Here is a 25844-nt window from a genome sequence, read left to right as displayed (position 1 = left end):
GGGATTGGACATCGGCGCGGGCGCCAGGCCCCGCGCTCAATTCAGTGCTTGTGGCGCGTCACACCCGCATCGAAACGGCTGACGATCTCGCGCCACCCTGCCTCGACAAGAAAGCCAGCATCGAACCGGGCAGGCGCTGCTGCATCGGACTCGCGGTGCAGCCAGATCTCTGGCTGCGAGTCAGCCTCTCCCACAAGTGGCAGCACCAGCAGGAACGAACCGGCCACTGCCGGTTCAGCACTCAGGCCCAGATAGGCACTCATCCCCGCGTGCTCGATCAGGGACCAACTGTGTGCTCCACGCCATGCCATGCCAAGGTCGGCGACGAAGGGCGGAACGAGCGCCGCGGCCAACTCAGCCACTGCAGGTGGCACGCCCCCCCACGCCGTCAGTTCTATGGGCACGAGGCGCAGATCGGCATACAGCCCCTGTTCGGCCGCACTCAGTCCGTCACGCGCGTCAAGCTGATGCGCCTCCACAACGGTCACGCCGACGTGCGCGGCACGCACCCCAACCACCGCCCCCGCCGCTGCCAGGATCACGCAGCAGGCCAGGGCCACGAACAAGGACTCGTGACCCGCACCAGCGGGTCGAACAAGGACAGCAGCCATCAGCGGATCTCGGTGTGATCGATCTCGACCACATGTCCCGGACCTGCATCGAAGAGCACGTAGAACTCCCCTTCGGGCCGCTTGAAACGCAGCGTGGAATCGTCGCCAAGCTTGCCCTGTATGAGGATGGTCTCATCGTAGGCGACGACATCGATGGTGACACCGGGCGCCTTGCTGCCATCCGAGAAACCGCCGGTGCAGACAACGGTATCGCCATCGGGTACGCAGACGCAAACCGGGTTGTGCGCGACGGCAAGGCCCGCAAGCCCTGAAAGCAGGCCCGCCAGAATGAGGTGCAGCGGTTTGCGTGGGAAGTCGAGACTCATGTGGGGTTTCCTTTCTTTACTAGCCATCCGGCAGTGACTGGCGAGACCTCGGCAAGCGGCAGCGCCACTTGGTGCGTGGAACCGTCCCAGCCCTCCAGCGTGATCCACACCTCGGAATCCGGGGTTGCTCTATCGGGAACATGCAGGTTCGCGAACTGGCGGTAGGGCGAGCCGAAGAAGATCGCGCCTGCCGCACGCAGACTGCGCGGCTTGCCGACGCGGATGTAGACCGCCTTCACCTGCGCTGTACACTGCGCACAAAGCGCCAGGCTGAAGGTCTTCATGTACCCCGCCTCACCATCGAGCGCGGGTGGCATGAGGTTCCACTCGGCAAGGCGGATCGACCAAGGGCCGACGGCGAACTCGCCCACCATGCGTTCGCCAAGGCCCTTGGCGCCGCGGTTCATCTCGATGCGATCGAAGTAACCCGGAAGATAGAAGAGGGGCAGCAACACCATCACGACGCTGATGCGGAACAGCCAGCGCTTGCGCGAGACGTTTTCGGGCTTCTTGCCCAGCTTGGGCGCCGCCAAGGTACTGGTCGGACTCATTCGCTCACCTCCTGCGCCATAACCGGCTGCGGCTGCGGTTGCCGGCGCAGCGCAGCGATGGTGGCCTGCGCCGTGCGCTTGGTCCAGATCAGCATGCCGCTCAGCACCATCATGGTGAGCAGCACACCGAACAGGAAGTACACCAGCTTCAGCCACAGACCGGCGAAGTCACCGGTATGCAGCGGCCGCATCGACTCGGTGAATAACTCCAGGCCGGAGCGATCCGAGACGCGACGCACATACACCACGTCGCCATCGTAGGGGTTGATGTGGAGACGTTCGAACAGCAGCGGATAGCCCCCGCGCCCCAGCACCATGATCGGATCGTAGGCAGTACCCGGCAGTCGCACGAACATCGGCTCCAGGCCAGGCAGATGCTCGCTCGCCTTGGCTGCGGCCCCGTCGAGCGAGATCATCGGTGCGCGCAGTCCATCTGCGGTATACGGCGCATCCTCGCGCGCCACCACGGGTGGAACGCCTTCGGTCGAGATCGAGATCGACAGGTCCGAAAGCGTTGCCTGCACCAGGAACCACAGCCCGGTCACCGACATGATGAGGATGAACGGGATAGACCAGATGCCAGCCAGTCGGTGGAAATCGCCCCAGAAGACGCGCGCGCCCTGCGCGAACCGCAAGCGCGGTCGCAAGAAGCCACGCCAGAACTTCTTGTAAACCACCAACCCAGTGACTAGCGATACCAGCATCGGCAAGGCAAGGGCGGAGACCGCATACCATCCGAGATTGAAGCCGTTGTCGAACGGCATCAACAGCCAGCCGTGCAGCGCACGGATGAACTGACGGAAATCGAACCCCGAGTGCGCGCCCTGTATCTCCCCAGTGTAGGGATTCACATGCAGCGTGCCACTGGTTCCATCGGCGTAGCCTACGCGCACGCTGAGCGCGAACTGCGACTTCACCGGTCGAGAGATGGACTGCACTACGGCGTCGGGCTGCGCCCCGTTTACTGCAGCCAGGATCTCGTCGTACCCAAGCACTTGCGCATCGTGTGCCGGAGCACGAGCGCGTACCGCCGGATCCGCCAACCACACGATCTCCTGGCTTACCGTCGCTATCGACCCGGTCAGACAGACGAAGAACATGAACATCCACAGCGGCAGTGCAGCCCAACTATGGACAAGGAACCAGACGCGTGCGCCATTCCTCCGTCCCTGCACACCATCGATCATAGGGACTGTGGACTTCATCGGCGCCACTCCCATCCATGCAGGGCTCTCCCGTTCCGAACCATGAAAACTCCACTGTGCAGGCAACGCACCAATCCAGAAAACAACAAAACCCGTGCCTCGCAATCGACAGGAACGGGACTCAAAGCAAATCAGGTGCTTTCATAGGACATGTCGTTTGAGCGCGCAAAATGGGCTAGTTTGTTACACGCAGTTACATTCAAGCCTTCAAACTGATTGATGCTTCTCCGAAGCAGGGAATCCCCTCGCTTGCCCGCGCCCCGGCGCTGGGTTAAAAGTGCCGCAGCCGGGCACGCCACCCGTGTCGGCTGACAAACAACAAAAGGAGACATCAAGATGCGCGCGTTCCTGTTGTCCTGCCTGCTCCTGGCCGGCCTGCCGGCCCAGGCTGCCTATAACGCCATGTTCGTGTTTGGTGACAGTCTCTCCGACGGCGGCAATGCCTATGCCCTGTCGTCCGCCGCCGGGGCGCCGTTCGCCCCTTGGCCGCCATCGCCGCCCTACGCCGAGCGATTCACGGATGGCCCGACAGCGGCCGAACACCTCGCGGCACAACTGGGCATCGCGCTTGCCCCATCGACCAGCGGCGGCAGCAACTTTGCGGTGGGCGGCGCGATGACCGGCCTGGGCAATTTCAACTACCTCACCGGCTCACCCTTCCCCCTGCCGCCCAGCCTTGAGCTGACCGGCGCCCAGGCGCAGGTCCTTCAGTTCATGGGCAGCCCGGCGGCGAGCTTCGACCCGGCAAGCAGCTTGTTCATGCTGTGGGCAGCGCCCAACGACTTCTTCTTCACGCTCGCAACCGGCGGCAACCTGCTTGCCGCCGCCGAGACGGCAGTGACCAATCTGGTAAGTTCGATCGGTCTGCTGGCGAGCATCGGCGCCACCGACTTCCTCATCCCCAACATGCCCAACCTGGCAAGCACCCCTCTGGGCCTGGGGCAGACCGACGAGGCACGCCAAGGCCTGGATCTCATCTCGACCGGCTTCAATAACGCGCTCGCCAGCACCTTGGCGCACATCCGTGCCGGGAGCATTCCCGGCCTCCCCGGCGGGCTCCGCCTGATGGAGTTCGACACCGCAGCCTTCCTCGACGAGGTCATCGGCGATCCCGGCACCTATGGCTTCAACAACGTGAGTGACGGGTGCATCTTCAGTGCAGTGTCGAACTGCGACGAGTATCTCTTCTTCGACGGCGTCCACCCGACAAGTGCAGCGCACCGGCTGCTCGGCGAGCGTTTCCATGCCACCGTTCCCGAGCCCGCGGTGCCAGCCCTGCTCGCCATCGGGCTACTGAGCCTGCTCGGCGTGCGCCGCTACACAAGGCATGCCTGAGGCAGCCACTCCGGCAGCGGCGCGTGCCCATGCGGGCAGCGCCGCCGTCACCACAAGCGTGCGTCGGGCCGATAAGGCAGGCGCCGTGTGCGCAGCCGGCGCGCATCGGGGTGAGACGGGTTGAGCAGATAGTTCCAGCCCACGGGCACAACAACCGACGGCACACGCAGCAGCAGGGTGTCATTGCGCTCGACCCAGTCATCACCGAGGTGCTGCGATGGCGTACGGCCCACCGACCAATCCACGTTGTCCATGTCCCAGCCCACGGGCGGGACAAGCGTCTCGGCCTCGAGCACTGCTGCCGCCGGAAGCGTCACCTCGACAGCCACCAGTTCCCGCGGCGGGCGCAACGGCGTGTGCACCCGCTTCTCCAGCTGCGCAAGCGCGAGACTATCGGCGAGATAGATCACCGGTCTGCCGACACTGTTCCAGCGCCCCCCGACCGCAGCCGCACCATTGCCTGCGCAGGCGAGATCCTCGGCCGCACAGAGCAGCGCACCCGTATCGAGATCGATCCAGTCCTGCGCCAGCCGCCACAATGTAGCCGTGCGCGCCGCCATCAGGCGACGGTACCGGCCATGATTCGGCGCAGCGCGTTCATCACCGCCTGGTGCCCCGGGGTGGTGGCGAGCAGTTCGATCGGTATGGCGCCACCCAGCACGGGGACGGGAGCAGCCAACCACTCGCGCGCAGCGGCCTCGTCGCCAAACACCCGGGTCGCCGCACGCTCGACGTCGATCAACCGCGCGACGCGGTCGGAATCGTCCTGCGACAGAGGCTTGCCCTCGCGCACGCGGCGGTCATAGGTTGCAGGTGCCACACCCAGCAACTGCGCCAAGCTGCGCCCGCTGCGTCCGAAGCGATGTGCGAAGGCCTCGAGCGAGCCGGTCTCGAAACCTTCGCGCACCATGTGGTCACGCTCGAGCGCGGACGCTGCATGAAGGTAACGATCAATGTCTGCCCCGCTCAGGGTGGCGCGTGCGGCGTAGGCGGCTGAAGGCGCTCGAACTGGGGTGGGCGTGGGCTTCATGCTGGGCTCCTGCAATCATCTGATTGATATCAACAGATCAATTGAAGACCCTTCAGTATCTCGTGTCAAGCCTGATCGCGGCTGCGCCACCGCCATGACCACGCAGGCGAGCAGTGCCCATCACGCGTGCTAGACTCGCGCGGCTTCCAAGGTTACGTCTCCGATGCATATCCAGCTCTTGATCCCCGGCCTGCTGTGGCCTACCGCAACCCTGCTCGGACCGGCCTCGGGCCTGACGCTCGACGGGCTGGCCGGCCTGCTTGGCCGAGGTTCGCGCTCGGTGCTCGCGTTCGAGCCCTACGACCGCCAGCTGGCGCGGCTGTTCGGACTCGAAGGCGGACCGCTGCCGCTGGCCGCATTGCGCCGCAGTGGCGAGCCCGATGCCCCGCCCCCGGCGGAGGGTGACCACTGGCTGTGCGCTGACCCGGTCAACCTCTCCTTCGCCCGCGAGCATCTCCTGCTGCAAAGCTTCGACGACAGCCAGCTTGATGCGGAGGAAGCCGCTGAACTGGTCGCTGCGCTCAACGAGGTCTTCACCGACCTCGGCCAGTTCGAGGCCTGCACGCCGACACGCTGGTACCTCAGGCTGGCGCAAACCTCCAAGGCCACGCTATACCCACTGGACGACGTTGTAGGCCGCCCGGTCAAGCACTTCCTTCCCGAAGGCGAGGACGCCCGCCTGTGGCAGCGCACCATGAATGAAGCGCAGATCGTGTTGCACAATCATCCGCGCAGCCGCGCCCGCGAGGCATCCGGCCTGCGCGCGGTAAATAGTATCTGGCTGTGGGGCGCCGGCGCACTCGAACACGCACCACAGGCACCGGCAGCGCTGGTGCAGGCCACCGACCCGCTCAGCGTCGGCCTGGCACGCAACTGCGGCCTCCCCGTCGCCATGCCCGATGTCTCCGCTGCACTCCGACAGGACACGCTGGTCGTACTCGACGGCTTGCGACTCCCCGCCCAAGCGCTGGATCTCGATGCATGGCGCACTGGTCTCGAAGCACTGGAGCGCGACTGGTTCGCGCCACTCGCCACTGCACTGAAACGCGGCCGCATCGACAGCCTGCACATCACCGCCCCCGGCGACCGCGCGACGCTGCTCGTCGCCAACCAGCGTAGCGAGCGCTGGAAGTTCTGGCGCAAGCCCTACGCATTCGACGACCTGCTGAAGTCGCTCACCCCAGCTCCCATGCCGCTGCCTGAGGCAACGCCGCCACCGCCCCCCCACGAAGCCCGATGACTCGCATCCAGCCCCGCCCCGTCCCCCAGCAGGCCTTCGCCCGCCTTGCCGATGCCGGCCTGCACCCCCTGCTCGCCCGCCTTTACGCCGCGCGCGGGATCAGCCGCGCCGACGAACTCGACACCAGCCTGAAGAACCTGCTGCCGCCCGAGGCGCTCACCGGCACGGCAGAGGCAGCGCAGTTGCTGGCCGACGCCATCGAAGCTGGCGCGCGCATGGTCATCGTCGCCGATTACGACTGCGACGGCGCCACCGCTTGCGCCGTTGGCATGCGTGCGCTGCGCGCCTTTGGTGCCGACGTGCATTACCTGGTGCCTGATCGCGTAACCCTGGGATACGGCCTCACGCCTGCGATGGTCGACATCGCCGCACGCCTCGAGCCAGACGTGCTGATCACCGTCGACAACGGCATCGCCAGCGTCGAGGGCATCGCCGCAGCGCGTGCCCACGGCATGGCCACCGTGATCACCGACCACCATCTGCCCGGCGACGTGCTGCCCGAAGCCGACGTGATCGTGAACCCCAACCAGCCCGGCTGCGATTTCCCGAGCAAGGCACTGGCCGGCGTGGGCGCGATGTTCTACACCATGCTCGCACTGCGCGCCGAGCTGCGCGAGCGCGGCGCCTTCGCCGGTGGCAAGGAGCCCAACCTCGCCGAGTTGCTCGACCTGGTCGCGCTCGGCACCGTCGCCGACGTGGTCAAGCTCGACCGCAACAACCGCATCCTGGTCGCACAGGGTCTGGCACGCATGCGCGCCGGGCGCATGCAGGCGGGCATACGCGCCCTGTTCGCACTCGCCGGGCGCGATCCGGCTCGCGCCAGCACGATGGATCTCGGCTTCATGATCGGTCCGCGCCTGAACGCCGCGGGGCGGCTCTCCGACATGAGCCTTGGCATCGAGTGCCTGATCACCGACGACCCCGGCCGCGCGATGAACATCGCCCAGGAACTCGACAAGCTCAACCGTGAGCGGCGCGGCATCGAGGCCGGCATGCAGGAGGAGGCACTCGCCCGGCTCTCCGGTTTCGAGGCAGGCAACCGCGCCACCGTGGCGCTGTTCGAACCCGACTGGCACCAGGGCGTGATCGGCATCGTCGCCGGCCGCATCAAGGAGCGCCTGCACCGCCCGACCATCGCCTTTGCGCGCGCCAACGACGGTGAGCTCAAGGGCTCCGGGCGGTCGATTCCGGGCCTGCACCTGCGCGACGCGCTCGACCTCGTCACCAAGCGCCACCCGGAACTCATCGTGCGCTTCGGCGGCCACGCCATGGCCGCGGGCCTGACCATCCGCGAATCCGAACTCGCACGTTTCGACGCTGCTTTCGAAGAGGTCGTCAGCGAACTGCTCGAACCCGCGCAGCTCGAGCGTCGCATCGAGACGGACGGCAGCCTCGAATCCGGCTATTTCGCACTCGACGCCGCCCGCATGCTCGACAACGAGATCTGGGGCCAGGGCTTTGCGGCGCCGGTGTTCGACGACGTCTTCCGTGTCGAGCGCCAGCGCCTGCTGAAGGACAAGCACCTCAAGCTCGAGCTGTCGCGCAGCGGTGCGCGCTACGAGGCGATCCGCTTCAACCACGCCGACGGTGCTGCCGCCCAGATCCATGCGGCCTTCCGTCTCGGCGTCAACGAGTACAACGGCGTCGCCAGCGTGCAATTGATGCTGGAGCATTTCGAGGCGGCCTGAGCGCGCACCAGCCGGTCATTGGCTGCTGGCGTGACACCGGTCACGGCCCGACCTCGTTCGGCCCGCGGGCATGCGGGAACATCCATGCCCGCGTGCGCTCCAACCCGGCAAACGGACCAGGTCGCGGCACCGCAAACCGGTAGCCGCCGACACTCGCCCCCGGATGCGGAAGGCAGCCCAAGGAGACACCCCCCGACGGGCACAGGTGCATGCGGGATCGACCGAGACCGAAGGGGAGCGCGCCATGAGCACTGTTACCCGGTTCCAGATCGACCATCGCCGTTTCCTCGACCCGCAGGGCGAGGCGCTCGGGCCGCTGCCCGACTTCGCGCGCGATCCGGCGCAACTCGTGCCGATGTACCGCGCGATGTACCTTACCCGGACCTTCGACGCCAAGGCCATCGCATTGCAACGGACCGGCAAGCTGGGCACCTTCGCCTCGGCGCTCGGCCAGGAGGCCATCGGCGTCGGGGTGGCCAGCGCGATGCGCAGCGAAGACGTGCTCTTCCCGTCCTACCGCGAACACGCCGCACAGCTCGTGCGCGGCGTGCGCATCGACGAAAGCCTGCGCTACTGGGGCGGCGATGAGCGCGGCAGCGACTTCGCCGCGGCACGCCTGGATTTTCCCAACTGTGTGCCGATCGCCACCCAGGTGTGCCATGCCGCGGGGGCAGCCTACGCCTTCAAGCTGCGCCACGAGGCCCGTGCCGCGGTGAGCTTCCTGGGCGACGGCGCCAGCTCCAAGGGCGATTTCTACGAAGCGCTCAACTTCGCCGCCGTATGGCAAGCGCCACTGGTCGTGGTGCTCAGCAACAACCAGTGGGCGATCTCGGTACCGCGCAGCGCACAGAGCGCCACCGCCACGCTGGCGCAAAAAGCCATCGCTGCCGGTATCGAAGGCGTACAGGTCGATGGCAACGATCTGGTGGCGGTGCACCACTGTGCCCGCGAAGCACTCGCCAAGGCGCGGGCGGGTGGTGGGCCGACCCTGATCGAGGCCGTCACCTACCGCCTCGGCGACCACACCACCGCCGACGACGCCTCGCGCTACCGCGACCCGGCCGTGGTGCAGGAACAATGGTCCTTCGAGCCGCTCACCCGCCTGCGCAACCATCTGCTCAAGCTTGGCGCCTGGGGGCCGGACAAGGAAGAAGCGCTCGCACGCGAATGCGCCGATACCGTGAATGCCGCCGTCGAAGCCTATCTCTCGACCCCACCGCCTGTGACCACAGCAATGTTCGAGCACCTGTTCGCAACACTGCCCGCCGCGCTCGCCGCCCAGCGCGACGAGGCGCTGCGCTTCGCACCTGGCAGCGCGGGCAGAAACACGGGAGGCGATCATGGCTGAGATCAACCTTGTCGAGGCGGTCAACCTCGCCCTCGCCCACGAACTGGCACGCGACGAAGCGGTCGTGCTGCTCGGCGAGGACATCGGTGCCAACGGCGGCGTGTTCCGCGCCACGGTCGGGCTGCAGCAACGCTTCGGCGCCGGCAGAGTGATCGACACCCCGCTCGCCGAGACCGCGATCGTCGGCACCGCGATCGGCATGGCGGCGATGGGCCTCAGACCGGTGGCCGAGATCCAGTTCTCCGGCTTTCTTTACCCGGCGCTCGACCACTTGATCAACCACGCCGCACGCCTGCGCAACCGCACGCGCGGCCGGCTCGCCTGTCCGCTGGTCGTGCGCACGCCCTGCGGCGGCGGCATCCATGCGCCCGAACACCATTCCGAGAGCCCCGAGGCGATGCTGGCCCACACGCCCGGCCTGCGCGTGGTGATGCCCTCGTCACCCGCGCGTGCCTACGGCCTGCTGCTTGCGGCCATCCGCGACCCCGATCCGGTGATGTTCCTTGAACCGACGCGGATGTACCGCCTGTTCCGCCAGGAGGTCGCCGACGACGGCGAGGCGCTGCCGCTCGACGTCTGTTTCACCCTGCGCAGCGGCAGCGACCTCACCCTGGTGAGCTGGGGCGCGATGCTGCACGAAACCCAGGCCGCCGCCGATGCGCTCGCCGCCGAGGGCGTATCGGCCGAGGTCATCGACGTCGCCACGCTGAAGCCGCTCGACACCGCCACCATCCTCGAGTCGGTGGCACGCACAGGGCGCTGCGTGATCGTGCACGAGGCTGCACGCACAGCAGGCCTGGGTGCAGAGATCGCCGCCTGCCTCGCGGACGAGGGCCTGTACTCGCTGCTGGCGCCGGTACAGCGCGTCACCGGCTACGACACCGTGATGCCGCTGTCGCGGCTCGAGAACCAGTACCTGCCCAGCGTCGAGCGCATCGTCGCAGCGGCGCGCAAGACCCTGGAGGCATCATGAAGATCTTCAAGCTGCCCGACCTCGGCGAAGGCCTGCAGGAAGCCGAGGTCGTCGAATGGCACGTCAGTGTCGGTGACGAGATCGCCGCAGACCAGCCCCTGGTCTCGGTCGAGACCGCCAAGGCCATCGTCGACATCCCCTCACCTTTCGCCGGGCGCGTGCAGAAGCTCTACTGCGAGGCCGGCAAGGTCGTGCATGTGGGCGCACCGCTCGTCGGCTTCGAGGGCGCAGCCGAGGAAGAGGACGCTGGTACGGTGGTGGGCGAAGTGCAGGTCGGCCGCGAGGTCAGGGCCGAAGCACCCGCCCCCGTCGCCCACGCGGGCGGGGCCATCCGCGCCACACCCGCGGTGCGCGCGCTCGCCCGCCAGCTCAAGGTCGAACTCGAGATGGTCACGCCGTCCGGGCCCGACGGGGTCATCACCACTGCAGACGTGCAGCGCGTGGCGAAGATCCTCGCCGAGGTCGGCCCTGCCGAGCCGCTGCGCGGCGTAAGGCGCGCAATGGCCCAGAACATGGCGCTGGCCCAGAGCGAGGTGGCCGCCGCCACCGTCATCGACGATGCCGACATCCACGCCTGGGCTGCGGACGCAGATGTCACCGTGCGCCTGCTCCGCGCGCTGGTTGCCGGCTGCCGGGCCGAGCCCGCGCTGAACGCCTGGTACGAAAGCCACACCATGGCCCGCCGGCTGGTGAGCAGGATCGACGTCGGCATCGCGCTCGACTTGCCCGAGGGCCTGTTCGTGCCGGTGATGCGCGACGTCGCCAACCGCGACCCGGCCGACCTGCGCGCCGGGCTGGACCGCATGCGGGCGGACGTGCAGGCGCGCCGGATCCCGGCCGAGGAGTTGCGCGGCAACACCATCACGCTGTCCAACTTCGGCATGATCGGCGGCAAGTACGCCTCGCCGATCGTGCTGCCGCCCACCGTAGCCATCCTGGGCGCCGGACGGGTGCACGAGCAGGTGCGCCCGGTCGATGGCAAGCCTGGGGTGCGCCGCGTGCTACCGCTCAGCCTGTCCTTCGACCACCGGGTGGTCACCGGCGGGGAAGCGGCGCGCTTCCTGAGGGCAGTCATCGACGATCTTCAACGTGGGGACTGAGCCGCCGCCTGTGGTGACATCGCGTCCAGGAACGCCTCCAGCTGCACCGCGCCAAGCGGGCGGCTGAACAGGAAACCTTGATAGGCCCGGCAACCGATCTGCAGCAGGCAGTCGCGCTGGGCTTCGGTCTCGACACCTTCGGCGACCACCACGAGGCCCAGTGTCTCGCCCAGCACCGTGATCATGGTCGCAATGGCCGCATCGTTCGGATCGACCAGGATGTCACGTACGAAACTGCGGTCGATCTTGACCTGATCCAGCGGCAAGCGCTTGAGGTAGGCCAACGAAGAGTAGCCCGTGCCGAAATCGTCGAGGGAAAAGCGCAGCCCATGCGCTCTCAGCACCTCCATGCGGGAGATGATCTGCTCGATGTCAGTGATCAGCGTGCTTTCGGTCAGTTCGATCTCCAGCCGCTGCGCGCAAGCGCCGCTGCGTTCCAGGGCTCCGAGCACATCGGCCACGAAATCCGGCTGCAGGAACTGACGCGCACTCACATTCACGGCGATCGACAATTCCGCGCGCCCGGGCACCGATGCCCACGCCGCCAGCTGGACACACGCAGTCTCGATGACCCAGCGACCGAGCGGCACGATCAGGCCATTCTCCTCAGCGATCGGGATGAACTCGGCCGGCGACACCAGACCACGCTCGGGATGCCGCCAACGCACCAGCGCCTCCACCCCGATCACCTTTGCGCTGCCCCTCACCTGGGGCTGATACTCGAGCACGAACTGCCCCTTCTCGAGCGCGCTCCACAGCCCGGCCTCGATCTCTGCACGGATCTGGGCGTCGGCCTGCATCTGCGGGTTGAAGAAGCGCATCGCATCACGGCCGGCATACTTGGCCTGGTACATGGCGAGGTCGGCCCGCATCAACGGCTCCTCCAACGCCTCGCCGGCCTCACCGCCAAACAGCGTGACGCCGATGCTGGCCGACACACGGCGTTCGCAGTTGCCCACCGCGAAGGTCTTGCGCAAGGCCTGCAGGATCTTGCCACCAATGGCCTCTGCGACGCGGGCCGCCGCGTCCTCGCGTTCGTCGAGGTTCTCCAGCATGACCACGAACTCGTCTCCGCCGAGCCGAGCCACCGTATCCTCCTTGCGCACGCATCGACCCAGTACGCTCGCCACCTCCTTCAACAGGGCATCGCCCTGCTGGTGCCCGACCGTGTCGTTGATCGTCTTGAAGTTGTCGAGGTCGATGAACAACAGGGCGCCACGGCTGCCGAGCTTCGCACCGGCCGCCTGGGCTGCCTCCAGCCGTTCGAGCAGCAGGCGCCGGTTGGGCAGTCCGGTGAGTGCATCGTAATAGGCAAGCTGCCGCACTTCGGCCTCGGCCGACTTGCGCGCGCTGATGTCCCGCGCGGAACAGAACAGCACCCGCCGACCGTCAACCTCGAGCGCAAACGCGGTGATCTCCACGGGAAACGTGCCGCCATCGCGACGGCGGTGAACGGTCTCGAAGGTCAGCACCTCCGACGACTCCAGCAAGCGCTCGGTGATCTCCCGCAACCCATCGGCCGAGAAACCTGCATCCCACTGCGTCACGTTCATTCCGATCACGTCGGCACGGGGGTGCCCGATCATGCGGCAAAAGGCATCGCTGGCCTCCACCACGGTGCCCGCGGCATCGGTGATGTGAATGCCATCGCTCGCGTTCTGCAACAGAATGCGGCTGCGCTGATTGGCGCGCTCGGTGGCCCTGACCAAGCGCCACAACAAGCCGCCTGCGACCAGCGTCACGGCGCAGAACGTCAGAAAGAACACGATCGCCTTCCAGCGGTCGTAATGCCACTGGGCAAGGTAGTCGTCCTCGCCCCAGCCCACGACCACGAAGGCCGGCATGGAGGCGAGCTTGCGGTAGGCATTGATGCGGTTGATGCCGTCTGCGGTCTGCGCACTGTAAAAGGATTGTGCCTGCACGCCCGCCGCGACGATGTCGCGCAGTTCCAGAGAACCGCCACGCGCGCCTACTCCGCCGGCATCGGTCTCAAGGGGAGGAAAGCGCGCGATCAGGCTCATGTCCAGGTCGCGCATCAGCGCAATGCCTCGGCTGCCGAGGCTGAGGCCGGACAGCAAGCGCTCGAAGTACGCCACCGGCACCACCGCGGTCACCACCCCCGCAAACTGCCCCGAGGCGTCGTTGTAGCGCCGCGAGAAGACATTGCCCCAGGTGCCCGCAACACGGCCATAGACGAGCTTGCTGGCGCGTGTGACGCCATCATCCACGCTCCGATGCTCGTAAAAATAGCTGCGGTCGGCATAGCTGACCCGGGTATCGGACGTCACCGCGTGGCCGAGGATCACCCTGCCCTCGGCGTCGGTGACCTTGAACTCGGCAATCGGCGCCAGCCAGTCGTGGAAACGCGCGATACGCTCGCTCAGCAGTGCGTGGTCAAGGCTGCCGTGTTCGAGCAGCGAACGTTCGAGATCACCCTGCACTTCGCGCAGGCTGAGGTCGATCTCGCGGATGGACGAACTTACGCTCTGGTCAAGGAGCAGCGACAGATTCTCCACGGTCACCCGGACTTCTTCCTCCTTGCGCTCCTTCGCCACCTCAAGGGTGTATGCAAGCAAACCGGCAATGAACAGGTTCAGCGCCAGCACCGTCGCAACCAGTGCGATATGGATCGTTCTCTTGTTCCGCTGCATGGCACCCAGTTGCAAGTAAAGGAGGCGCCCGGCCAGGACAGGGCCGCAGCACACCTGAGCGCATGTTATCGGGCAGGCGCTGCGGGTTCCAGTCCGGCTTGGCGGCGAGCGTCGGAGGAACCCGGTGCCTGACCGCCGGTCCCCGCGCTGCGCCAGGTTCATGACACGTCGTTCAGGGGTCATGGCAGTGACAGCGAGGCCTGCAGGCAGGCGCGCGCTCCGGCTATAATGCGCGGTTTCCCAGATTGAGCCGGAGCCGCAGCCATGGAAGCCGAACGCCAGAACGCCATCGCCGAAAAACTCGCCGACCTCGCCGCCCGCGGTCGCGAACTACGGAGGTATCTTTGACTACGATGTGAAAGCATCGAAGCTCGAAGAAGTTAACCGCGCGCTGGAAGACCCTGCCGTCTGGAACAACGCCGAGCGCGCGCAGGAGCTCGGCAAGGAAAAGCGCCAGCTCGAAGACGTGGTACTGACGCTGCAGAAGATCGACGCGCAGTCGCGCGACCTCAAGGATCTCTTCGAGCTCGCCGAGGCCGAGGACGACGACGACACCTTCGAGGCGGTCGAGACCGATCTCGGCGAGCTGCAGGGCGAGATCGAGAAGCTCGAATTCCGTCGCATGTTCAGCAACCCGATGGACCCCAACAACTGCTTCATCGAAATCCAGGCCGGCGCCGGTGGCACCGAGGCCCAGGACTGGGCGGGCATGCTCGAACGCATGTACCTGCGCTACGGCGAGAAGAAGGGCTTCAGCGTCGAGCTGATGGAAGAGACCGAGGGCGAAGTCGCCGGCATCAAGAACTGCACGATCAAGCTCTCGGGCGAATACGCCTACGGCTATCTGCGCACCGAGACCGGCATCCACCGCCTGGTGCGCAAATCGCCGTTCGACTCCAACGCCCGTCGCCACACCAGCTTCACCTCGGTGTTCGTGTTCCCGGAGGTCGACGACTCGATCGAGATCGAGATCAACCCCGCCGATCTGCGCATCGACACCTACCGCGCCTCGGGCGCCGGCGGCCAGCACATCAACAAGACCGACTCCGCAGTGCGTATCACCCACGAGCCGACCGGCATTGTCGTGCAGTGCCAGAACGACCGCTCTCAGCACAAGAACAAGGCCGAGGCCATGTCGATGCTCAAAGCGCGCCTGTACGAGGCCGAACTGCGCAAGCGCCAGTCCGAGCAGCAGAAGCTGGAAGACTCCAAGAGCGACATCGGCTGGGGCCACCAGATCCGCAGCTACGTTCTCGACCAGTCGCGCATCAAGGATCTGCGTACCAACTACGAGGTCGGCAACACCCAGGCCGTGCTCGACGGTGACCTGGACGACTTCATCGCCGCCAGCCTCAAGCAGGGCGTCTAAGGTTTGACCGAAGCGCCCCTCACCGACTTTCTCGCTGCAGGCGTGGACGCCGACGAAGTGCCCGAACTGGCGGCACTGGCGTCGGCACGCCCGTTGCTGGAGGCCTTCATCACGCTCTTCCGCGGCACCGAGGCCGAGGTGCTCATGCGCCTGCTCGTGCTGCGCGAGATCGGCCGCGAGGCCGACAGTCCGCGCTGGTCGCCCGAGGCCCTGCGTGCGCGCTTCACCTATCTCGACCCGGTCAAGCTCGAGACGGTATTGAAGCGCCTGCGCGACAATGCCCTGCTGGCCATCGGCGAGGACGGCCACTACGCCCTCTCCGACATCGGTCGCAATGCGGTCGCAGCGATCGCCATGTTGCTGCGCTTCGGCGAGGAGGAAGACGCCGAACTCGGCTTCCTCACCGCCCAGCTCGCCGGCCTGCAGGCGGTGGGCAGCATCACCCCCGAGGCGCTCGGCCACCTGCTGTCCAAGCTCAACGACCTCTCCTGGCACTTCGAGGAGGCGATCGCCTCCGGCTCGGAATTCCGCATCCTGGACGCCCGCCGCCGCCTGTCTGCCAACGGGCGCTGGCTCGACCGCGGCACCGACATCCTCAACAAACTGCTCGCCGACCCCGAGGTCGACTTCGACATCGCCCGCATTGCGCAGCGCATCGGCCTGGCGCAGTCGCGCCTGGCGCGGGTGGACGCCTCCTTCCAGCGCGCACTCAACAAGATCGAAGCCCAGCGCGTCACCCTGGGTGGCTCGGGCATCTCGTCCTCCGATGTCGCCGCCTGGCTACGCAGCCTGGATGCCCACCGCATTGCCGGGCTCGCAGCCGACGCCTGCGCGGCCGTGCCCGAACTCGCCCTGCTGGCGGGTGGCCACGAGCTGCTCGACCGCGCCGAGGCCATGCTCGAAGGCGAGTCCGCCGCTACCGACACGCAAGCGGCACTGCCACCGCCCGATGCCGAGCCCGCAGGCGTCACGCTGCAAGCCGAAGACCTGCGCCTGCTCGAGCACTTCACCCACCGCCTCGGCACCCTGCCAGTGCCGCAGCCGCTGCACCAGGTCATCGCCGGCGGCGGCTTCGCGCCGGCGAGCTATCGCCTGTCGCTGCTTGCCCTGCTGGCCGACGGCGCCGAGGCCGGCCCGGAAGACGGCCCGGTCGGCAGCTTCATGCGCCTGCCGATCGAGGTCGCATTCAGCGACACCCTGACTGCAGTCGGTGAAGACGAAATCGCGGCGATGACGCTCGGCGAGGTGCGTCCGCGCGCCACCACCCCAGCCTGAGCCCCCAGGATTTCCATGGAACACGAACTCAAGACCCTCACCACGCGGCTGCTCGCGCAGCGCTGGCTTCCGCGCAACGACAAGCTGGTGCGGCGCGCCCTGGTCGATGAGACCTTCCGCCATGAACTCGACCGCCGCCTCGCCGATGTCGGCCTGCGCCTGCTCGACAACCCCTATGCCGCCCACGTCGGTGTTGCCCTGCAACCCGAACTCGCCGAACCGGTGTTCGGCGCCGGCCGCGAGTACGCCGCCAGCAACATGGGCCTCACGCGCGACGAGATCGCCCTGCTCGTCATCATCTGGTCGCTGATCGTGCTGCCCAAGCGCGAGCGCCAGGTCACCCGCCGCGAGCGGGTGGACGACGGCCAGACCGACATGTTCGGCGGCGACAAACCGGTCGCGCATGGAGACGCCGTCTCGGGTACGCTCACAGAGGCCTCGCTGATCGCCGACTTCGGCCCCCGCCTCGGCGGACGCACCAAGGTGCGCAACTTCATGCTCGGCAAACTCGCCCGCCTCGGCTTCATCGAACGCCGCAACGGCCTCATCAGCGAAGGTCCGCTGCTCGACCTCGCGCTCGACTACCGCGTGATGGCCGATCGCATCATCCACGGCACGCTCGGCGAGGTACTCGCCGCCGCCGGCCATCCCATGCCCGAGGCCAACGCCTTCGCCCATGCCGATCGCCTCGCCGACGCCCTGCCCGACGACGAGGTTGCCGAGGAGGCGCGCTGAACCCATGCCCCTGCCCGTCATCGACCCCGCGCACTACGAAGCACAGCTCGCCACCAAGCTCGCGCGCTACAGCGCCGACTTCGCCGAGTTTGCACTGCCCGAACCCACGGTCTTCCGCTCGGCGCCGCTGCACTATCGCCTGCGTGCCGAATTCCGCCTGTGGCACCACGACGGCCGCATCGACTATGCGATGTTCGACAGCGCCGATCCTAAGCAGCCCATCCTGATCGACAGCTTTCCTGCCGCCGCCGAACCCATCGCCGGCCTCATGCCGCGCCTGCGCGACGCCATCCAGGCCAGCGAGGCCTTGCGCCGCAAGATCTTCCAGGTCGAGTTCCTCGCCACCCTGAGCGGTGAATGCCTGGTGAGCCTTGTCTATCACCGTCCTCTCGACGAGGCCTGGGAGGCCGCTGCGCGCGCGCTCGCCGCCGCGCTGGGCATTCAGGTGATCGGCCGCAGCCGCAAGCAGAAGATCGTGCTCGAGCGCGACTGGGTTCAGGAAGCGCTCGTTGTCGACGGCCAGCGCCTGCGCTACCAGCAGTTCGAGGGCAGCTTCACCCAGCCGAACGCTGGGGTTAACCAGCACATGCTGTCATGGGCGCGTGCGCAGGCCAGGGGCCTGGGTGGCGACCTGCTCGAACTCTACTGCGGCAACGGCAACTTCACCGTGGCGCTGGCGCCGCTGTTCGACCGCGTGCTCGCCACCGAGATGAGCAAGACTTCGGTGCGCGCCGCCCACACCAACCTCGCCGACAATGGCATCGGCAACGTCACCATGGTGCGCATGGCGAGCGAGGAGATCAGCGACGCGCTGGCCGGTGGCCGCGAGTACCGCCGCATGCAGGGCGTCGATCTCGCCGGCTACCGCTTCTCCACCCTTTTCGTCGACCCGCCGCGTGCCGGCCTCGATGACGGCACGATCGCGCTGGCGAAGCGTTTCGACAGCATCCTCTACATCTCCTGCAACCCCGAGACGCTGCGCGCCAACGTGGCCGCGCTCGCCGCCACCCACCGCATCGCGGCCGCGGCGGCCTTCGACCAGTTCCCCTACACCCACCACCTCGAGTGCGGGCTGCTGCTGCAGCGGCGCTGAACCTCACCGCGACCCAGGCCCATGTTCCACATCAAGACCCTCGAGCTCGTCCACTGGGACTTCTGGCGGCGCTTCACCCTGCCGCTCGACGCCCAGATCATCACCATCGTCGGCCCCAACGGCTCGGGCAAGACCACGCTGCTCGACGCCCTGCGCACCCTGTTCGCACTGCGCTGCTCGGGCAAGCGCGACTTCCGCCGCTATGTGCGCCGCGCCGACCGCAGCTTCGCCTGGATCCGCGCCGTGGTCGCAAACCAGCCCGGCCACAGCGGCAAGCGCCCCTTCTTTCCCTGCCTGGCCGACGAGGTCACGCTCGCCTGCCGCATCCGCAAGGCTGGCGGCGAATGGATCCGCGACTACACCATCGTCGATGGCAACGTGCCCATCGAGGCGCTCGAACAGACCAATGACTGGGTCGGCCTGCGCGACTACCAGAACCGGCTGGCCTGGGGCGGCCTGACACCGGCCATCACCAAGGTGCTGGCGCTCGAACAGGGCGACACCGACAAGCTGTGCGAATACTCGCCCAAGGCGTTGCTGGAGCTCGTCTTCGACGTCTTCGGCGACAAGGAGGTGCTGGACAACTACCAGGCCGCACGCGAGGAGCAGAAGTCGGCCGAACGCGAACTCGACGAGCTCAGCATCGACCTCGACCGACTCAAGACCCAGGCTGAGGAGAAAAAGGCAGAGGCCAACCGCTTCCTGGAATGGAAGCAGCTCGCCGACGAAGTGCAGGCGCTGGAAGCCGAGATCGTCCCCCGACTCGAGATTGCCGAACTCGAGCGCGAGATCGCCAGCGAACGCGAAGCCCTGCAGCGCGTTGGCCGCGAGCGCGCCGAGAAGCTCGTCGAGCAGCGCGAATCGCGCCAGCGCCTCGAACTGGTGCGGTCCGAGCAGGAAGCCGTGCAGGCCGAGCGCAAGCGCCTCAGGGAGGCGGACAGCGCATCCGAGCAGCACTATCTCGCCGCCCACGACCGCGTGCGCGACCTGGAGAAACTGCTCGCCGAGCGCGACGTGCTGCGCGCCCAGCTCGCCAGCGAGCATGGCGCCGACGCGCTCGCGCTCGAGAAGGAGCACGAGGACGCCGACGCCGCGCTCGCCGGCCTGCGCCGCAAGGAACGCGAACTGCTCGCCGCCTTCGAGGACAAGACCGACACCCTGCGCGGCGAGCGCAACCGCGCCGGCCCGCCGGGCGACGCCGAGGTCGCGCGCTTCCGCGTCAAGCTGACAGCCGAAGGCATCGCCCATCGCAGCCTCGCCGAAGTGGTCGAAGTGACCGACCCGGCCTGGCAGGCTGCGCTCGAAGCCATCCTGCGTCCATACCGCCACCTCATCCTGCTCGAGCGCGAAGGCGACCGCCATGCCGCCTGGGCGATCGGCGAGCGCGAACGCTTCCGCCACTTCATCGTCGCCGAACGCGAGCACGCACCACCGCCGCGCGGCATGAGCCTGGCCGAAGTGGTCGAGTTCAGCGCCGCGGTGCCGCGCTGGCTCACCGATCTGCTCAACCGCATCCGCCGCGTCGACAATGCCGAGGCGGCACGCGACCTGCCGCGCGAGCAGGAATGGATCACCCGCGACGGCTACCACCGCGAGCGTCGCGGCGCCCGCCATCTCGGCCGGCCGCAGGAGTTCCACTTCGGCGAGCTCGCCCGCCAGTCGCGCATCGCCGCGCTGCAGGATGAAATCAGCGCGCTCGACAAACAGCTCCAGGCCCTGCGCCCCAAGCTCGACGCCGCCGCCGCGCGCCTCACCACCATCCGCCAGGGCCTGCTCGGTCTGCAGTCGGCACAACTGCTCGCCGCCCGCAGCGAGGCCTACGCCAGCGCCGAAGGCGAGCTGCCTGCCGCACGCAAGGCGCTCACCGAAGCCATCGCCGCACGCAGCGACACACGCGGCGAGATGGACCGTCTATCCGACAAGCTCAACGGCATCCAGATCGAACTCGAACGCCGCAACCGCGAGCTCAAGGCGGTCGATCTGCGCCTGGCGGACATCGCCCGCGAGCACGGCCCGCGCCGCCACGCCCAGGCCGAGCGCATCGTCAAGCTGCGCCACCGCCGGCACGGCATGGCCGCACACTGGCTGGAGCCCAACGAACTCGCCCTGCTTGCCGACAAGTACGGCGACGCACGCGGCGCGCGACTCCAGCTCGATCGCCTGCGCCGCCACCTCGACGAAGGCGACTGGATCACCGACCCTGCCGTACTGGTCGTGCGCGACCGCCTCGGCGCCGACGTCGCACTGCGCGAGCGCGACTACCTCAACCGCCAGGGCTACTGCACCACCGCACGCCTGCACACCGACAATGCGCGCGCCGCCTACATCGCCAAACTGCGCGCCACGGTGCGCCAGTACGCGAAGAACCTGAAGGCGCTCGGCGAACTCGCCAACGTCAACGTCGACTGCCCCACGCCGCACCTGGAAAACGACGACCTCTCGCTCGCCCAGGCCGGCCTCGAGGTACGTTTCGACTTCGACCGCAAGGGCGCAGTGGGCCTCAACGACGGCGAGGCCTCGGGTGGCCAGCAGGTCATGAAGTCGCTGATCCTGCTCATCGGCCTGCTCATGGACGAAGCGCGCCCTGGCGGCTTCGTGTTCATCGACGAACCCTTCGCGCATCTGGACGTCGCCAACATCGACCGCGTCGGCACCTTCCTGCGCGCCACCCGTGCGCAGTACCTGATAACAACGCCGGTGACCCACAACGCCAACGTGTTCGCACCCGCGCAGCTCACGCTGGTGACGCGCAAGAAACAGCCGGCGAGCGACTGGGCGCCGCCGATCGGAATCCTGCAGCGCGCTGTGGACTAAGGCACCTCCCTTGCTGCCCCGTCGCCCAAACCCGGAGCCAGCAGAGCACCCCTCACATCGGGGAGCTCTGCTGGATGTGCTCAGCGGCTATCGCGGATCGGGCCGAACTCCACCGGCACCCAGGCGAACCCTTCGGCCTCCGCGCGCATACGCCCCAACCCCGGGAATGGCAGATGCGCCCCGGCAATGCGCCAGCCCTCTTCGACCGCTCGGGCAAACACCGCACGCCGGGTAGTGATCGCCGCGTCCTGGTCGGTGTCGAACTCCAGCGCCACTTCCGGATGGCGGAACTGCACCGAGTGGCTGTGCACGACGTCGCCCCACACCAGCAGCTTCTGACCGCCCGAATCGAATAGGTACGAGGTATGCCCCGGCGTATGCCCGGGGGTCGGTATCACCGTCACACCCGGCAACAGCGCGTCATTCCGCCCAAAGCTACGAAAGCGACCAGCAGCCTGGTAAGGCTCGACCGCCTGTCGCGCCATGGTAAAGAATGGTCGGTTGCCCTCCGGCGCCGCCTCCGCGACGGCTTCGCTCAGCCAGTAGTCGACATCCTCCTGTGCAGCCCACACGGTCGCATTCGGGAAGGCGACGCTGCCATCGGCACTCAGCAGGCCACACACATGGTCGGGATGGAGGTGGGTAAGCAGAACGGTATCCACCGCCTCCGGGGCGTAACCGGCGGCACGTATGTTGGCGGCGACCTGTCCCAGGGTGGGACCAAAGCAGGCCGCCGAACCTGCATCGACCAGGATCAGACGCTCGCCGGTATGCACCAGGTAAGCGTTGACGGCCGTCTGCACGCCTTCAGTGTGTTCAAGGAACATGCGCGCCAGCAAGGACTGGATCTGCTCCACCCCCATGCCCTTGAGCAATCCGACATGCAGATCGACGAAGCCGTCGTACAAGGCGATGACTTCGAAGCTGCCAAGCCCAAGGCGATAGTAGCCAGGCACCTGTGTCTTGATCTGGGCTGGAGGCGCAGCAAGAGCGCTCGCCCCGCCAAGCGGAACGCCGCTCAGCGGCGCAGCTGCGAACAAGGCGACGCCGAGTGCGATGCTGGCTGCCGCGCGGGCCAAGGTACCGCGTTGCGACCGCGCCGGTGCCGCTGCGCGGGCGAGGAAGAGGTGTTGAGGCCGCAGCGTACTGCCGTGCCGTGTTGCGGAGGGGGGCAAGACCATTCTTGGCTCCTTTGCATGCTTGAGTAATCTGCAGTGCTCGTGGCGATCGTCTGAGGACGGGCAATGCCGCACCAGTCACGTCCTGTGCCAATCAGCACCGACCGCAGAGGTCGGGCCGTACAGTGTGCCCCATCATGCCGTCAGGATGTAGCCCGATAACGCTCATGTACTTCTTTCGTGGTCACGGGCGAACGAATCGGAGCCGTAGCGGACAAGGTGTTGTCAGCGGACTCACCGGCCCCACCCTCGTTCCCAATCCAAGCAATGGCTACGGAATCAGAAATTTGAATCGCCCAATACAGCATTTCTTGTATTCTTGTTTCCCCTTGATTCAGGCACGGTTTGCTCAACGCGCTTTTGCCCCGAACGAGTCGCCCTATGCCTACTCTGATTACACCGCGAGACCTTCCCACCTGGGTTCCAGGGCAGATCGTTTCCGCCAGTGATGGTTTGGGGTGGAAGGATGTTGGGCACAGGGCGTACCTATACACCGGCCTCGATGTTCCGATCCCGGCAATGGATCACTACATGGTGGTGCGTTATCGAAGCGGTCAGACTCCAATGGATCGCCGGGTGGAAGGACGATGGACGCGCAAGCGCTGCACGCCGGGGGACTTCTCCCTCCTCACCCGTTCCGAACAGTCCCACTGGCACTGGACGGAATGCATCAATGTGTCCCACACCTACCTATCCGACGCCCTGATGACCCGGGTTGCAACCGACATCACCGACCGCCCGGTTTCGGAGGTACGTCTGCACGATATCCTTCAGGCTCAGGATTCGGTGGTTACGGGTATTGTCGATGCGATCACCACCGAAGCGGAGCACCGAGGACTCGGAGGCAGTCTCTATGCGGAATCCCTGGCTATTCAATTGGCCGTGCATCTCTTCCGCAAGTACGCACTGATCAATTTCCGCAACGATGTTCCGGTCGGTCCCTTGTCATCGAGCCGCATGCGCCGACTTGACGAGTACCTCGACACCCACCTGCATGAGGGTGTCACGATTGAGCAGATGGCAGAGACGGTAGGGCTGGGTGTGTGGACTTTCTCGCGCCACTTCCGCGCCACCAAGGGTTTGTCCCCATACGACTATGTCACGCGCTGCCGTCTCGAGAGGGCCGTCCGCCTGCTGTCCACTGGTACCCAAGCCATCAAGGAGGTCGCTGCCATGTGCGGCTTTGCCGACCAAGCGCACCTCACACGAACGATGCGAGGCCGCATGGGCATCACACCGGCACGTCTCAGAAAGGAAGGCCGCGGCTGAGCGGTCGGGCGACAACTGGAACCACCGTGCCGACGCCCCGCCTCTCGCCCATAGCGACGGCCCCGGTACGCAGAAAAAAGGGCGCATCGGCAGACACCGATGCGCCCGAAGCGGCCCCGAGGAGGGAGCCCGAAGTCGTGCCTCGCCGGGGTTGGGGGGAGCGTTCTTCAGGTGCCCGTGGTCGCTGGAATGTCCAGCAGGGCACGCAGGTTGGCATCGACCTCGGACACCGCGTTGGCATCGGTTCCGAACAGGGCGAGGTGTCCGTCAATGCTGGTGAGCGGGCGGAACTCGCTGCCCGGGATGAGCTGCTGTTCGGCCAGGCAATCAGAGGGCGGGAAGAACATGTCGTGGCTGATCGGCATCACGAACGTCTTTGCCTTGATACGCCCTAGGGCTTGGGCCAAATCTCCGCCAGTGTGGCGGCTCACATCACCCCGCTGCCACTTCCAGGCCATGCAAAGCAGGTTGTTCGGGTCCATGGGACCAAAATAGCCTGTCATGAACTGATCGACGAAGGCAGCCATGTTCTCGAATCCCAATACCCGGTGTCGCCCCCCGCGGAAAAACTCCGTGCTCCACCCCATCACGGTCCACAGTTTCGCGTGCCGACGCAGACCGGCTGCCACCTCGGCTGAATCGGCGTAGGCGCCATCACGAAAGCCGGGGTCCGTGGTGATGGCCTCCACAAGCGTGTCGGTAAACACGAAGTCGTGCTCGGTGTTGCACGCGGTGCCGGCGATGGGGGCAGCTCGCTCGACCATGTCAGGGTAGCGCACGGCCCATTCGTAGGTCTGTTGGGCCCCCATCGACCCTCCAACCACCAAAGCGAGCCGCTGGATACCGAAATGCTCTTTGAGCAAACGATGCTGGGCACGTACGTCATCGCCGATACGCACGCGAGGAAAGCGCGGGCCCGCAATCCGGCTTGGTGCATTGCTGGGCGAAATGGACAGTCCGTTACCGATCTGGTTCACCACGATGATGAAGTAGCGACTCGGATCAAGGGCTCGCCCCGGGCCGATGTAGACCTGCTCCATGATCTTGCTGGTGCCGGAGTACCAGGTCGGCACGAGAATGGCGTTGTCTTTCGCCGCATTGAGTTGGCCGTGAGTGGCAACCGCCAGGGTGCAGTCGTCAAGCACACCGCCTTCCTCGAGATCCAGTTGACCGATGCTGATCGTCTTGAATGGACCATGTATCTGCTGGGTGTAGTAAGGGGTCATTTTTATATCTCCTCCGAGAAGGGCCAGCCGCGCGGACGGCTGGCCATGGGGGTCAGCGGGCCGTATAGCCGCCGTCAATCACGAGTTCGGCACCCGTTACCCAGCGCGCTTCATCCGACGCCAGATAAACGGCGCCCCAGGCAATGTCGTCAGGGGTACCGGTGCCACCCAGCGGGTGCAGGGCATCCAGATGCGCTTTGGCAGCGTCGTGCTCGAGCCCGTTGTCCTGGACGTAACGGTCGACCAAGGGGGTGAACACGAAGCCCGGGTGAATCGAGTTGAAGCGGATGCGCTCCTTTGCGTAAAGCAAGGCATCGTTCTTGGTCATTGTCCGCACGGCACCTTTTGCCGCGTGGTAGGGCGGGATGTCCCCGCCGCCGACGATGCCGTAGATCGACGATATGTTGATCACGGAACCACCGCCCACTTGGCGCAGATGGGGAATGACATGTTTCGTGCATAGGAAGACGGCGGTCACATCCACAGCCATCACCCGGTTCCATTCGGCCAGGGTCAGGAGGTCTGTAGGTATGTTCTCCCCTTCGATGCCAGCGTTATTGACCAGTACGTCAATACGTCCGAAATGGGTGGCTGCGATCCGCATCGCTTCGCAGACCCGTTGCTCATCGGTCACGTCGCCTTGCACGAAGAGTGCCTTGCCTCCGGACGAGCACATGGCGTCCACCACAGCCTGCCCTTGAGGATCGCGGTCGAAGATGACGACTGACGCCCCCTCCTCGGCCATACGCCGGGAGATGGCGAGTCCGAGTCCACTGCTGCCGCCAGTAATGACGGCTGTCCTGCCGGAAAGTCGATCCATGATGTTC

The 25844-nt window shown here is 66.4% G+C and carries 22 protein-coding genes; 12 read left to right on the top strand and 10 right to left on the bottom strand.

Annotated elements, in window-relative coordinates; all coding sequences use genetic code 11:
• Nucleotides 1-41 precede the first annotated feature (41 nt).
• Genes B447_RS08505 through B447_RS08490 form a run of 4 tightly spaced genes read right to left on the bottom strand, consistent with a single transcriptional unit; the run spans nt 42 to nt 2693 of the window.
• Nucleotides 42-611, bottom strand: a complete 570-nt coding sequence (locus B447_RS08505; protein WP_002938720.1) for a DUF6162 family protein — start codon at nt 609-611, stop codon at nt 42-44.
• On the bottom strand, nt 611-937 hold the full coding sequence (locus B447_RS08500) for a hypothetical protein (RefSeq protein WP_002938719.1): 327 nt from the start codon (nt 935-937) through the stop codon (nt 611-613). The genes B447_RS08505 and B447_RS08500 overlap by 1 nt, the downstream gene beginning before the upstream one ends.
• Complete coding sequence (locus B447_RS08495; protein ID WP_002938718.1) at nt 934-1488, bottom strand: hypothetical protein; 555 nt, start codon at nt 1486-1488, stop codon at nt 934-936. The genes B447_RS08500 and B447_RS08495 overlap by 4 nt, the downstream gene beginning before the upstream one ends.
• On the bottom strand, nt 1485-2693 hold the full coding sequence (locus tag B447_RS08490) for a PepSY-associated TM helix domain-containing protein (protein ID WP_198291762.1): 1209 nt from the start codon (nt 2691-2693) through the stop codon (nt 1485-1487). The genes B447_RS08495 and B447_RS08490 overlap by 4 nt, the downstream gene beginning before the upstream one ends.
• A gap of 336 nt (nt 2694-3029) precedes the next feature.
• Here B447_RS08490 and B447_RS08485 point away from each other — a divergent pair, with 336 nt between their 5' ends.
• Nucleotides 3030-4028 (top strand): SGNH/GDSL hydrolase family protein, encoded by a 999-nt coding sequence (locus B447_RS08485; RefSeq protein WP_002938716.1) that lies wholly within the window; start codon nt 3030-3032, stop codon nt 4026-4028.
• Nucleotides 4029-4075: 47 nt separating this feature from the next.
• On the opposite strand, the gene B447_RS08480 is transcribed toward B447_RS08485, so the two are convergent.
• Entirely contained in the window at nt 4076-4588 is a 513-nt protein-coding gene (locus B447_RS08480; RefSeq protein ID WP_002938714.1) for an RES family NAD+ phosphorylase, read from the bottom strand.
• Nucleotides 4588-5058 (bottom strand): type II RES/Xre toxin-antitoxin system antitoxin, encoded by a 471-nt coding sequence (gene parS, locus B447_RS08475; protein ID WP_002938713.1) that lies wholly within the window; start codon nt 5056-5058, stop codon nt 4588-4590. Before parS ends, B447_RS08480 begins: the two co-directional genes overlap by 1 nt.
• 163 nt (nt 5059-5221) lie before the next feature.
• Between parS and B447_RS08470 the strand changes: the two genes are divergently transcribed.
• The 5 genes from B447_RS08470 to B447_RS08450 all read left to right on the top strand — a co-directional run bounded on the left by B447_RS08470 (nt 5222) and on the right by B447_RS08450 (nt 11407).
• Complete coding sequence (locus B447_RS08470) at nt 5222-6298, top strand: hypothetical protein (RefSeq protein WP_002938711.1); 1077 nt, start codon at nt 5222-5224, stop codon at nt 6296-6298.
• A complete protein-coding gene (gene recJ / locus B447_RS08465; protein WP_002938709.1) occupies nt 6295-7986 on the top strand; it encodes a single-stranded-DNA-specific exonuclease RecJ in 1692 nt (563 codons plus the stop codon). Before B447_RS08470 ends, recJ begins: the two co-directional genes overlap by 4 nt.
• 244 nt (nt 7987-8230) lie before the next feature.
• Nucleotides 8231-9334, top strand: a complete 1104-nt coding sequence (pdhA, locus tag B447_RS08460; RefSeq protein WP_037982577.1) for a pyruvate dehydrogenase (acetyl-transferring) E1 component subunit alpha — start codon at nt 8231-8233, stop codon at nt 9332-9334.
• The gene (locus B447_RS08455) at nt 9327-10307 is read left to right on the top strand and encodes an alpha-ketoacid dehydrogenase subunit beta (protein ID WP_002938705.1); all 981 of its coding nucleotides are present in this window, start codon (nt 9327-9329) and stop codon (nt 10305-10307) included. The genes pdhA and B447_RS08455 overlap by 8 nt, the downstream gene beginning before the upstream one ends.
• Nucleotides 10304-11407: a dihydrolipoamide acetyltransferase family protein gene (locus tag B447_RS08450; RefSeq protein WP_002938703.1), complete on the top strand. Its 1104-nt coding sequence runs from the start codon at nt 10304-10306 to the stop codon at nt 11405-11407. The genes B447_RS08455 and B447_RS08450 overlap by 4 nt, the downstream gene beginning before the upstream one ends.
• On the opposite strand, the gene B447_RS08445 is transcribed toward B447_RS08450, so the two are convergent.
• Nucleotides 11392-14058 carry a bifunctional diguanylate cyclase/phosphodiesterase gene (locus tag B447_RS08445; RefSeq protein ID WP_002938700.1) on the bottom strand — a complete coding sequence of 889 codons (2667 nt, stop codon included), beginning with the start codon at nt 14056-14058 and terminating at the stop codon, nt 11392-11394. The two genes, B447_RS08450 and B447_RS08445, sit on opposite strands and share 16 nt — an antisense overlap.
• 264 nt (nt 14059-14322) lie before the next feature.
• On the opposite strand from B447_RS08445, the gene prfB reads away from it, so the two are divergent.
• The 5 genes from prfB to B447_RS08420 all read left to right on the top strand — a co-directional run bounded on the left by prfB (nt 14323) and on the right by B447_RS08420 (nt 21344).
• Nucleotides 14323-15427 (top strand): peptide chain release factor 2 gene (gene prfB, locus B447_RS08440; RefSeq protein ID WP_157354493.1). Its coding sequence is split into 2 segments (ribosomal slippage): nt 14323-14403 and nt 14405-15427, totalling 1104 coding nucleotides; the frame shifts between segments, so codons are not numbered across the junction.
• 3 nt (nt 15428-15430) lie between these two features.
• Complete coding sequence (locus B447_RS08435) at nt 15431-16702, top strand: hypothetical protein (protein WP_002938693.1); 1272 nt, start codon at nt 15431-15433, stop codon at nt 16700-16702.
• 15 nt (nt 16703-16717) lie between these two features.
• Entirely contained in the window at nt 16718-17437 is a 720-nt protein-coding gene (locus tag B447_RS08430; protein ID WP_002927874.1) for a hypothetical protein, read from the top strand.
• A gap of 4 nt (nt 17438-17441) precedes the next feature.
• Nucleotides 17442-18530, top strand: a complete 1089-nt coding sequence (gene trmA, locus B447_RS08425) for a tRNA (uridine(54)-C5)-methyltransferase TrmA (protein WP_002938683.1) — start codon at nt 17442-17444, stop codon at nt 18528-18530.
• 21 nt (nt 18531-18551) lie between these two features.
• Entirely contained in the window at nt 18552-21344 is a 2793-nt protein-coding gene (locus tag B447_RS08420; RefSeq protein ID WP_002938681.1) for an AAA family ATPase, read from the top strand.
• A gap of 80 nt (nt 21345-21424) precedes the next feature.
• On the opposite strand, the gene B447_RS08415 is transcribed toward B447_RS08420, so the two are convergent.
• Nucleotides 21425-22525: an MBL fold metallo-hydrolase gene (locus tag B447_RS08415; RefSeq protein ID WP_002938679.1), complete on the bottom strand. Its 1101-nt coding sequence runs from the start codon at nt 22523-22525 to the stop codon at nt 21425-21427.
• A gap of 516 nt (nt 22526-23041) precedes the next feature.
• Here B447_RS08415 and B447_RS08410 point away from each other — a divergent pair.
• Nucleotides 23042-23791 (top strand): helix-turn-helix domain-containing protein, encoded by a 750-nt coding sequence (locus tag B447_RS08410; protein ID WP_198291761.1) that lies wholly within the window; start codon nt 23042-23044, stop codon nt 23789-23791.
• Between the two features lie 167 nt (nt 23792-23958).
• On the opposite strand, the gene B447_RS08405 is transcribed toward B447_RS08410, so the two are convergent.
• Together B447_RS08405 and B447_RS08400 are read right to left on the bottom strand one after the other, a co-directional pair.
• The gene (locus B447_RS08405; RefSeq protein ID WP_002938674.1) at nt 23959-25017 is read right to left on the bottom strand and encodes an alpha/beta fold hydrolase; all 1059 of its coding nucleotides are present in this window, start codon (nt 25015-25017) and stop codon (nt 23959-23961) included.
• Between the two features lie 52 nt (nt 25018-25069).
• Nucleotides 25070-25837, bottom strand: a complete 768-nt coding sequence (locus B447_RS08400; protein ID WP_037982557.1) for an SDR family NAD(P)-dependent oxidoreductase — start codon at nt 25835-25837, stop codon at nt 25070-25072.
• Nucleotides 25838-25844 lie beyond the last annotated feature (7 nt).

This window comes from Thauera sp. 27 (assembly GCF_000310125.2).
Taxonomy (GTDB): domain Bacteria; phylum Pseudomonadota; class Gammaproteobacteria; order Burkholderiales; family Rhodocyclaceae; genus Thauera; species Thauera mechernichensis.
Note: the sequence above shows the minus strand (reverse complement) of the source record. Positions and strands in the feature narration are given on the sequence as shown.

Coding starts and splice junctions, on each gene's coding strand:
- B447_RS08505 (WP_002938720.1), bottom strand. CDS start 611: ATGGCTGCTGTCCTTGTTCGACCCGCTGGTGCGGGTCACGAGTCCTTG.
- B447_RS08500 (WP_002938719.1), bottom strand. CDS start 937: ATGAGTCTCGACTTCCCACGCAAACCGCTGCACCTCATTCTGGCGGGC.
- B447_RS08495 (WP_002938718.1), bottom strand. CDS start 1,488: ATGAGTCCGACCAGTACCTTGGCGGCGCCCAAGCTGGGCAAGAAGCCC.
- B447_RS08490 (WP_198291762.1), bottom strand. CDS start 2,693: ATGAAGTCCACAGTCCCTATGATCGATGGTGTGCAGGGACGGAGGAAT.
- B447_RS08485 (WP_002938716.1), top strand. CDS start 3,030: ATGCGCGCGTTCCTGTTGTCCTGCCTGCTCCTGGCCGGCCTGCCGGCC.
- B447_RS08480 (WP_002938714.1), bottom strand. CDS start 4,588: ATGGCGGCGCGCACGGCTACATTGTGGCGGCTGGCGCAGGACTGGATC.
- parS (WP_002938713.1), bottom strand. CDS start 5,058: ATGAAGCCCACGCCCACCCCAGTTCGAGCGCCTTCAGCCGCCTACGCC.
- B447_RS08470 (WP_002938711.1), top strand. CDS start 5,222: ATGCATATCCAGCTCTTGATCCCCGGCCTGCTGTGGCCTACCGCAACC.
- recJ (WP_002938709.1), top strand. CDS start 6,295: ATGACTCGCATCCAGCCCCGCCCCGTCCCCCAGCAGGCCTTCGCCCGC.
- pdhA (WP_037982577.1), top strand. CDS start 8,231: ATGAGCACTGTTACCCGGTTCCAGATCGACCATCGCCGTTTCCTCGAC.
- B447_RS08455 (WP_002938705.1), top strand. CDS start 9,327: ATGGCTGAGATCAACCTTGTCGAGGCGGTCAACCTCGCCCTCGCCCAC.
- B447_RS08450 (WP_002938703.1), top strand. CDS start 10,304: ATGAAGATCTTCAAGCTGCCCGACCTCGGCGAAGGCCTGCAGGAAGCC.
- B447_RS08445 (WP_002938700.1), bottom strand. CDS start 14,058: ATGCAGCGGAACAAGAGAACGATCCATATCGCACTGGTTGCGACGGTG.
- B447_RS08430 (WP_002927874.1), top strand. CDS start 16,718: ATGGAACACGAACTCAAGACCCTCACCACGCGGCTGCTCGCGCAGCGC.
- trmA (WP_002938683.1), top strand. CDS start 17,442: ATGCCCCTGCCCGTCATCGACCCCGCGCACTACGAAGCACAGCTCGCC.
- B447_RS08420 (WP_002938681.1), top strand. CDS start 18,552: ATGTTCCACATCAAGACCCTCGAGCTCGTCCACTGGGACTTCTGGCGG.
- B447_RS08415 (WP_002938679.1), bottom strand. CDS start 22,525: ATGGTCTTGCCCCCCTCCGCAACACGGCACGGCAGTACGCTGCGGCCT.
- B447_RS08410 (WP_198291761.1), top strand. CDS start 23,042: ATGGATCACTACATGGTGGTGCGTTATCGAAGCGGTCAGACTCCAATG.
- B447_RS08405 (WP_002938674.1), bottom strand. CDS start 25,017: ATGACCCCTTACTACACCCAGCAGATACATGGTCCATTCAAGACGATC.
- B447_RS08400 (WP_037982557.1), bottom strand. CDS start 25,837: ATGGATCGACTTTCCGGCAGGACAGCCGTCATTACTGGCGGCAGCAGT.